Here is a 6,010-nt window from a genome sequence, read left to right as displayed (position 1 = left end):
GAAGTTGCGTGTCACCGGCAACAAGGCTGAAGACAAGAAATACTATCGGCACTCGGGTTACCCGGGCGGCATCTATGAGACGAACTTCACCAAGATGCAGCAGCGCTTCCCGGGGCGTGTCCTCGAACAGGCCGTGAAAGGAATGCTCCCGAAAGGACCGCTTGGCTACGCGATGATCAAGAAAATGAAGTGCTATGCCGGCGCAACCCATCCGCACGCTGCTCAGCAGCCGAAGGTTCTGGAACTTTAAGGGATCACGATGGCAGATAATTATTTTTACGGTACGGGTCGGCGGAAGAGCGCCGTGGCCCGCGTTTTCATGAAGCGCGGCAGTGGCAAGTTTGTCGTCAACGGCAAACCGGTGGACGACTTCTTCTCGCGGGTTACCGGGCGAATGATCGTCCGCCAGCCGCTGCAATTGATCGAGCAACCAACCGATTTCGACATTCTGGTCAATGTCTCGGGCGGTGGTGAATCCGGGCAGGCTGGCGCAGTCCGCCATGGCATCACCCGGGCGCTGATCGCCTACGATGTCTCGCTCAAGCCGACGCTGTCAAAAGCCGGTTTTGTCACGCGCGACGCGCGCGAAGTGGAACGCAAGAAGGTTGGCTTCCACAAGGCGCGCCGGCGCAAGCAGTTCTCCAAGCGCTGATCGGTTCCTGTTGCAACGCGGAGGCCGCCCTTGGGCGGCTTCTGTGTTTCAGGGCTCCGGCAGCCATCCTTACACGATCTCGCGAAGGCTCTCATGATCACAGTAGGAATCGTCGGCGGCACCGGCTATACCGGAGTCGAATTGCTACGTCTGCTGGCGCAGCACCCGGAAGTCCGGATCGCCAGCATCACTTCAAGAGCGGATGCCGGCAGCGAAGTCGCGCAGATGTTCCCGAACCTGCGCGGGCGGCTGCGCCTCAAGTTCGAGGATCCTGCCAAAGCCAATCTCAGGGCCTGCGACCTGGTCTTCTTTGCCACGCCAAACGGGGTGGCCATGGCACAGGCCCCCGCCCTGCTCGATGCCGGCGTGCGGGTGATTGACCTGGCGGCCGACTACCGCATCACCAACGTTGCCGAGTGGAGCCGGTGGTATGGCATCGAGCATGCCAGCCCGGCATGGGTCGCAAAGGCGGTCTATGGACTTCCCGAACTGAACCGTGCGGCGATCCGCAACGCGCGTCTGGTGGCCAACCCGGGCTGCTATCCAACCGCCGTGCAGCTTGGCTTCATGCCGCTGCTCGAAGCTGGACTGGTCGAGCCTGACCATCTTGTGGCAGACGCCAAGTCAGGCGTTTCAGGTGCCGGACGCAAGGCGGAAGTTCCCGCCCTCTTCGCGGAAGCCGCCGACAACTTCAAGGCCTACGCCGTTCCCGGACACCGCCACCTGCCGGAGATCAGACAGGGTCTGTCGCAAATGGCCGGCAACCCGGTCGGCCTCACCTTCGTACCCCACCTGACACCACTCATCCGCGGCATTCATGCGACGCTCTACGCCCGCATCAAGTCCGCTGCCGATTTCCAGGCGCTGTTCGAGGAGCGTTACCGTAACGAGCCGTTTGTCGATGTCCTGCCATCCGGGTCACATCCTGACACCCGCTCGGTGCGCGCCGCCAACCTCTGTCGCCTGGCGGTGCACCGTCCGCAAGGAGGAGACGTACTGGTGGTGCTGTCGGTCATCGACAACCTCGTCAAGGGTGCCGCCGGGCAGGCCGTACAGAATCTCAACATCATGTTCGGACTGCCGGAAACCGAAGGCCTGCAACAGCTTGCCGTACTACCCTGAACGGCAGACACAACCCGCCGGCCAGCCACGCGCGCATCACACCTCTTCCCGAGCCGAAGGGAGTGGCGACGCGGCAAAGATGTTATGATTCGGCCGCCACCACGAACCGGAGTGCAGATCGCTTCGTCCTGCCTTGCAACTGCGAACCGGCAGCGCATCGAATACTCGACCGGACTGCCCTGAGCAAGCTGACACAAACGCTCGGCCTGAGCAGCCCGGAAAACATGGTGGCAACAGGCGCAGCACTGGAACTCCTGCAGGATACCCGTGTCAAATGCGCATTGCACGATTGGCAACCGTTGGCCAACGCGCTGTACAAGCGTGTATCGTCGCGCAGACCCGGCGACGGTAACAGAAAGAATGGCGACGCTCAGAGTCACCGGTTGCGCGTCAAACCGCACCGTGCAGGCTCAAGAATCAGTTATTGGAGGATGTGTAATGAATGTAGCAACGGAAATGCCGATGCCTTTCGTGTTCACCGACAGCGCGGCGGGCAAAGTCAAGGAACTGATCGAAGAAGAAGGCAACCCGGACCTCAAGCTGCGGGTATTCGTCACCGGCGGTGGCTGCTCGGGTTTCCAGTATGGCTTCACCTTTGACGAGGTGGCCAACGATGACGATACCGCGCTGCAGAAAAACGGCGTCACTTTGCTGATCGACCCGATGAGCTACCAGTATCTGGTCGGCGCCGAGATAGATTATACGGAAGGACTGGAGGGCTCGCAGTTCGTGATCAAGAACCCGAACGCGTCGTCAACCTGCGGCTGCGGATCGTCCTTTTCGGTTTAAGCGGAAAGCGACTACGCTGGAAGAATCCCCTGCACTTGCCAGGCATGTGGCAAGTGCAGGGGATTCTTCCGTACACGACAATATTTAATGACTGCGCTTCGGCGGGCTGATCTTCCGGCCCGCCGACGGTAGCCCTGCCTCTACGGATCACACCCGCCGGAGCAGAGTGGCAAGCGTCGCCAGCAGAGCCGCGGCGCAGACCCCATGGCCGATCGCCAGCCACAGAGTGAAACCACTGAGCACGGTGACCGCCCCCAGGGTGATTTCGGAGGTCAGCAACAACAGCAACAACAATGCAGCCTTGCGCCGCTGCTCATCACCCAGCACCTGCAGCGCCGCCGCCCCCAAAACCAGGAGGGTGCCGAACGCCGCGTAGCGGTGCAGCAAGTGCAGGCTGAGGCTGCCCGGGTCACCCGCCTGCGGCACCGCGACCAGCGTCGGGAACGGCTTCAGGACTGCCCAACCGTCCATTCCCGGCCACCACCGACCCGCACAATCGGGAACCGTGTTGCAGGCCAGCGCTGCGTAACTCGCACCGATCATCGCCCCGAGGACCACCGTCAGCGACAGCAGCGCCGCGCCAAACCGCAGCAGCCTGGTCGGGGCAGTCGGTCTCTGCATCATCGATTCCGTTCGGCTGGCCAGAACCACTCGCCAGGAAAAGGTGACCAGACCGAGGCCTCCCAGGATGTTGAGGAAACCGACCAGGGTCAACCTCGGGTCTGCGCTCCAGATGCCAAGCGCCGAGAGCGCCAGCATCAGCAGCAGGAGCAGCGTTGCCGGACGTGCTGCCGGACGGATTGCCGGCCGCCGCCAGCAGTGCCAGACCAGAATGCAGGCGAGCAGCAGGGACAGTGAAGCGCCCACCCGGTGCAACAGGCGCACCGGTCCGAACTGCTGCGCCGCCGGTTCTCTGGCCAGCCAGCGACCGTAGCAGGCTGGCCAGTCGACACAACCAAGACCTGCTCCGTCAAGCCGCAGGTAAGCGCTGAGCAGCACCACAAGTAGCGACAGGGCGGCCAGCAGCAGCGCGATCGCCCGGATTTTCCGCAGGCGCAGGCCCTGACTCGCGATCAACGGGCGTTGCCCGGCGCATGCACCATACGCAACTCGTGATTCAGCCAGAGCAGCAGACCGAGGACGACCATGGCACCGCCCTGATGCGCTGCTCCCAGTTCCACTGGTACCGCCAGCAGCAGTGTTGCGATCCCGAGACCAATCTGGGCGAAAGTGGCCAGCAGCAGCAGTGTCGCCACCCGGCGCGCGACAGGTGAAACGGCCGCCGCGCGAATCTTCCACCAGAACCAGGGCACGAGAAAGGCCAGTAGCCAGGCCCCCAGCCGGTGGTCGAACTGGACCAGGGCCATGTTGTTGAAGAAGTTCAGATACCACGGATCGAGAATGAAACTCTCGGGCGGCAGCAGATGCCCGTTCATCAGCGGAAAGCTGTTGTACGCCTTGCCGGCGCGAATGCCGGCGACGAAACCACCGCTCACCACCATGTAGCCGATCAGGATCGTCAGCCAGAAGCCGCTGCGCTGCAGCCGCCTCAGCGCTGCGTCATGGGTCACCCGACCGCGCTCGGCAAGCAAGCCGAGCGCCACCCAGAACATCGCGACGAAGATCAGGAAAGCCAGCGACAGATGCGCCGTCAGGCGGTAATGGCTGACGCGAGGATCGTCAACCAGCCCGCTTTTCACCATGTACCAGCCCATCGCCCCCTGCAGACCACCGAGCACGAAGATGCCGAGCAGCCTCGGCACCAGTGGTCGGTCGATCCTGCCGCGCAGCCAGAAGTAAAGAAAAGGGAGGAGGAAGACGACGCCGATCAGACGTCCCAGAACGCGATGCCAGTACTCCCAGAAGAAGATCCCCTTGAATTCGTCGAGCGTCATCTGGTGATTGACCTGCTGGAATTCAGGCGTCTTCTGGTACTTTTCGAAGGTTTCGTCCCACTCGGCCTGATTGAGCGGCGGGATGACGCCGACGATCGGCTGCCACTCGACGATCGAGAGACCGGAATGCGTCAGACGGGTGACGCCACCCACCACCAGGATGGAAAAAACCATGGCGCTGCACAACAGCAACCAGAGCGCGACGGGTCGACGAGCGACTGTATTCATGACCGGGAAACCAGGCAGGGAAACAAGGGCGAAGGCGCGAATTATATGCCCTTTGCGAAGCTCCTTGAACGCTCCTCGCAGTGCGACGTTTGGCCGCAGCCGAAACGCCGGGATGCCGATGGTTGCTGGCTTTGCCGCCCCTCAGAGGGTTTCCCCGTTCTTGACGTGCATCAAATCAATTGACCACCCGCTACGGGTATTCTTCCGCCAATTGTGCCCCGCAAGGGCCAAGAAATTCGCGGTTATCCGCAACTTACCACGCGCCGCGAGCGCAAATCTGTGATGGAGGACACAAACATGGCCGAAAACAACGATGGCGACATTCCGTTCATGCAGAGGCTACTGGACAACCATTTCCTGCTTCTGTTCCTCGGCGTGGCGTCACCGGGGCTGCTCTACATCCTGTGGGGCATCATCGACATCATGAACACGCCGGTCGCCAGGTAAGCCAATCAGCCATATCAGGGAGAGTCAAATATGAGTGCAATTCTGCCGCCGACCGATCGGCTATGGTGGAAACAGCCCATCGACAAGGTCGAATGGGCGTGGATCGCGATTGCCTTCATCTGGGGCATGGTCATGTTCGTGATGATGATTTACTGGCACATCTACGGCAAACAAAACCTGTCCAACGAAGCCTACAAGACCACCCCCGAGATGTTCGCCGCCAAGGCCGAGAAATTCATCGCCGAAAATACCATCCGCACCGAGACCGACCAGCAGATCCCGGTGGTCAAGGTGCCGGCCGGCGGTGACGGCTACCTGATCGCCCGCCTGTGGGCCTGGTATCCGATCCTCGAACTGGAAAAGGGTCAGACCTACAAGATCCATCTGTCGTCGATGGACTACAACCATGGCTTCTCGCTGCAACCGGTGAACATCAACATCCAGGTAATCCCGGGCTACGAGCACGTCGTCAAGATGACCCCGACCAAAGAGGGCACCTACGCCATCGTCTGCAATGAATACTGCGGCATCGGCCACCACTCGATGCTCGGCCGTATCTACGTGAAATAAAGGGGGAAACAATAGATGGCAACGACTTACCGCACCTGTCCCGTCTCCGGACTGCAGTTCGAGGACCAGGCCGAGAAGCTGATGCGCTGGAACGCCGTCGCCGGCGTCCTCTGGCTGCTGGCCGGCGGCATCACCGCGCTGCTGGTGATCCTGACCCGCTGGCCGGCGATCAAGCTGCTGCCGGCCGATCAGTTCTACCTGATCCTGACCGCCCACGGCATCGACATGCTGATCCTGTGGATCCTGTTCTTCGAGATGGCCGTGCTCTACTTCGCCTCGTCGACCCTGCTGCGCTGCCGACTGGCGA

The 6,010-nt window shown here is 61.4% G+C and carries 8 protein-coding genes and 1 pseudogene; 7 read left to right on the top strand and 2 right to left on the bottom strand.

Annotated features, from left to right (window positions below):
* The 4 genes from rplM to erpA form a co-directional block, all read left to right on the top strand.
* Positions 1-250, top strand: a 250-nt coding sequence (gene rplM, locus JNK99_RS15445; RefSeq protein WP_291854644.1) for a 50S ribosomal protein L13, incomplete at its 5' end; no start/stop codon positions are given.
* Between the two features lie 9 nt (positions 251-259).
* On the top strand, positions 260-652 hold the full coding sequence (gene rpsI / locus JNK99_RS15440; RefSeq protein ID WP_291854641.1) for a 30S ribosomal protein S9: 393 nt from the start codon (positions 260-262) through the stop codon (positions 650-652).
* A gap of 93 nt (positions 653-745) precedes the next feature.
* On the top strand, positions 746-1,774 hold the full coding sequence (argC, locus tag JNK99_RS15435; RefSeq protein ID WP_291854638.1) for an N-acetyl-gamma-glutamyl-phosphate reductase: 1,029 nt from the start codon (positions 746-748) through the stop codon (positions 1,772-1,774).
* Between the two features lie 438 nt (positions 1,775-2,212).
* Complete coding sequence (gene erpA / locus JNK99_RS15430; protein WP_291854635.1) at positions 2,213-2,563, top strand: iron-sulfur cluster insertion protein ErpA; 351 nt, start codon at positions 2,213-2,215, stop codon at positions 2,561-2,563.
* A 147-nt stretch (positions 2,564-2,710) separates the two neighbouring features.
* Here erpA and JNK99_RS15425 read toward each other — a convergent pair whose 3' ends face one another.
* Complete coding sequence (locus JNK99_RS15425; protein WP_291854632.1) at positions 2,711-3,640, bottom strand: COX15/CtaA family protein; 930 nt, start codon at positions 3,638-3,640, stop codon at positions 2,711-2,713.
* Positions 3,637-4,686 carry a COX15/CtaA family protein gene (locus JNK99_RS15420; protein WP_291854629.1) on the bottom strand — a complete coding sequence of 350 codons (1,050 nt, stop codon included), beginning with the start codon at positions 4,684-4,686 and terminating at the stop codon, positions 3,637-3,639. The genes JNK99_RS15425 and JNK99_RS15420 overlap by 4 nt, the downstream gene beginning before the upstream one ends.
* A 297-nt stretch (positions 4,687-4,983) precedes the next feature.
* On the opposite strand from JNK99_RS15420, the gene JNK99_RS15415 reads away from it, so the two are divergent.
* From JNK99_RS15415 to JNK99_RS15405, 3 genes and pseudogenes are all read left to right on the top strand, one after another.
* Positions 4,984-5,133: a hypothetical protein gene (locus tag JNK99_RS15415; RefSeq protein WP_291854626.1), complete on the top strand. Its 150-nt coding sequence runs from the start codon at positions 4,984-4,986 to the stop codon at positions 5,131-5,133.
* Between the two features lie 30 nt (positions 5,134-5,163).
* Positions 5,164-5,703 (top strand): cytochrome C oxidase subunit II, encoded by a 540-nt coding sequence (locus JNK99_RS15410; RefSeq protein WP_291854623.1) that lies wholly within the window; start codon positions 5,164-5,166, stop codon positions 5,701-5,703.
* Positions 5,704-5,718: 15 nt separating this feature from the next.
* Positions 5,719-6,010 (top strand): annotated as a pseudogene (locus tag JNK99_RS15405) (cytochrome C oxidase subunit I); the annotation flags it as partial.

The organism is Accumulibacter sp. (assembly GCF_016789985.1).
GTDB lineage: Bacteria > Pseudomonadota > Gammaproteobacteria > Burkholderiales > Rhodocyclaceae > Accumulibacter.
The sequence above is the reverse complement of the archived record's forward strand: the minus strand, read 5'-3'. Positions and strand labels throughout refer to the sequence as shown.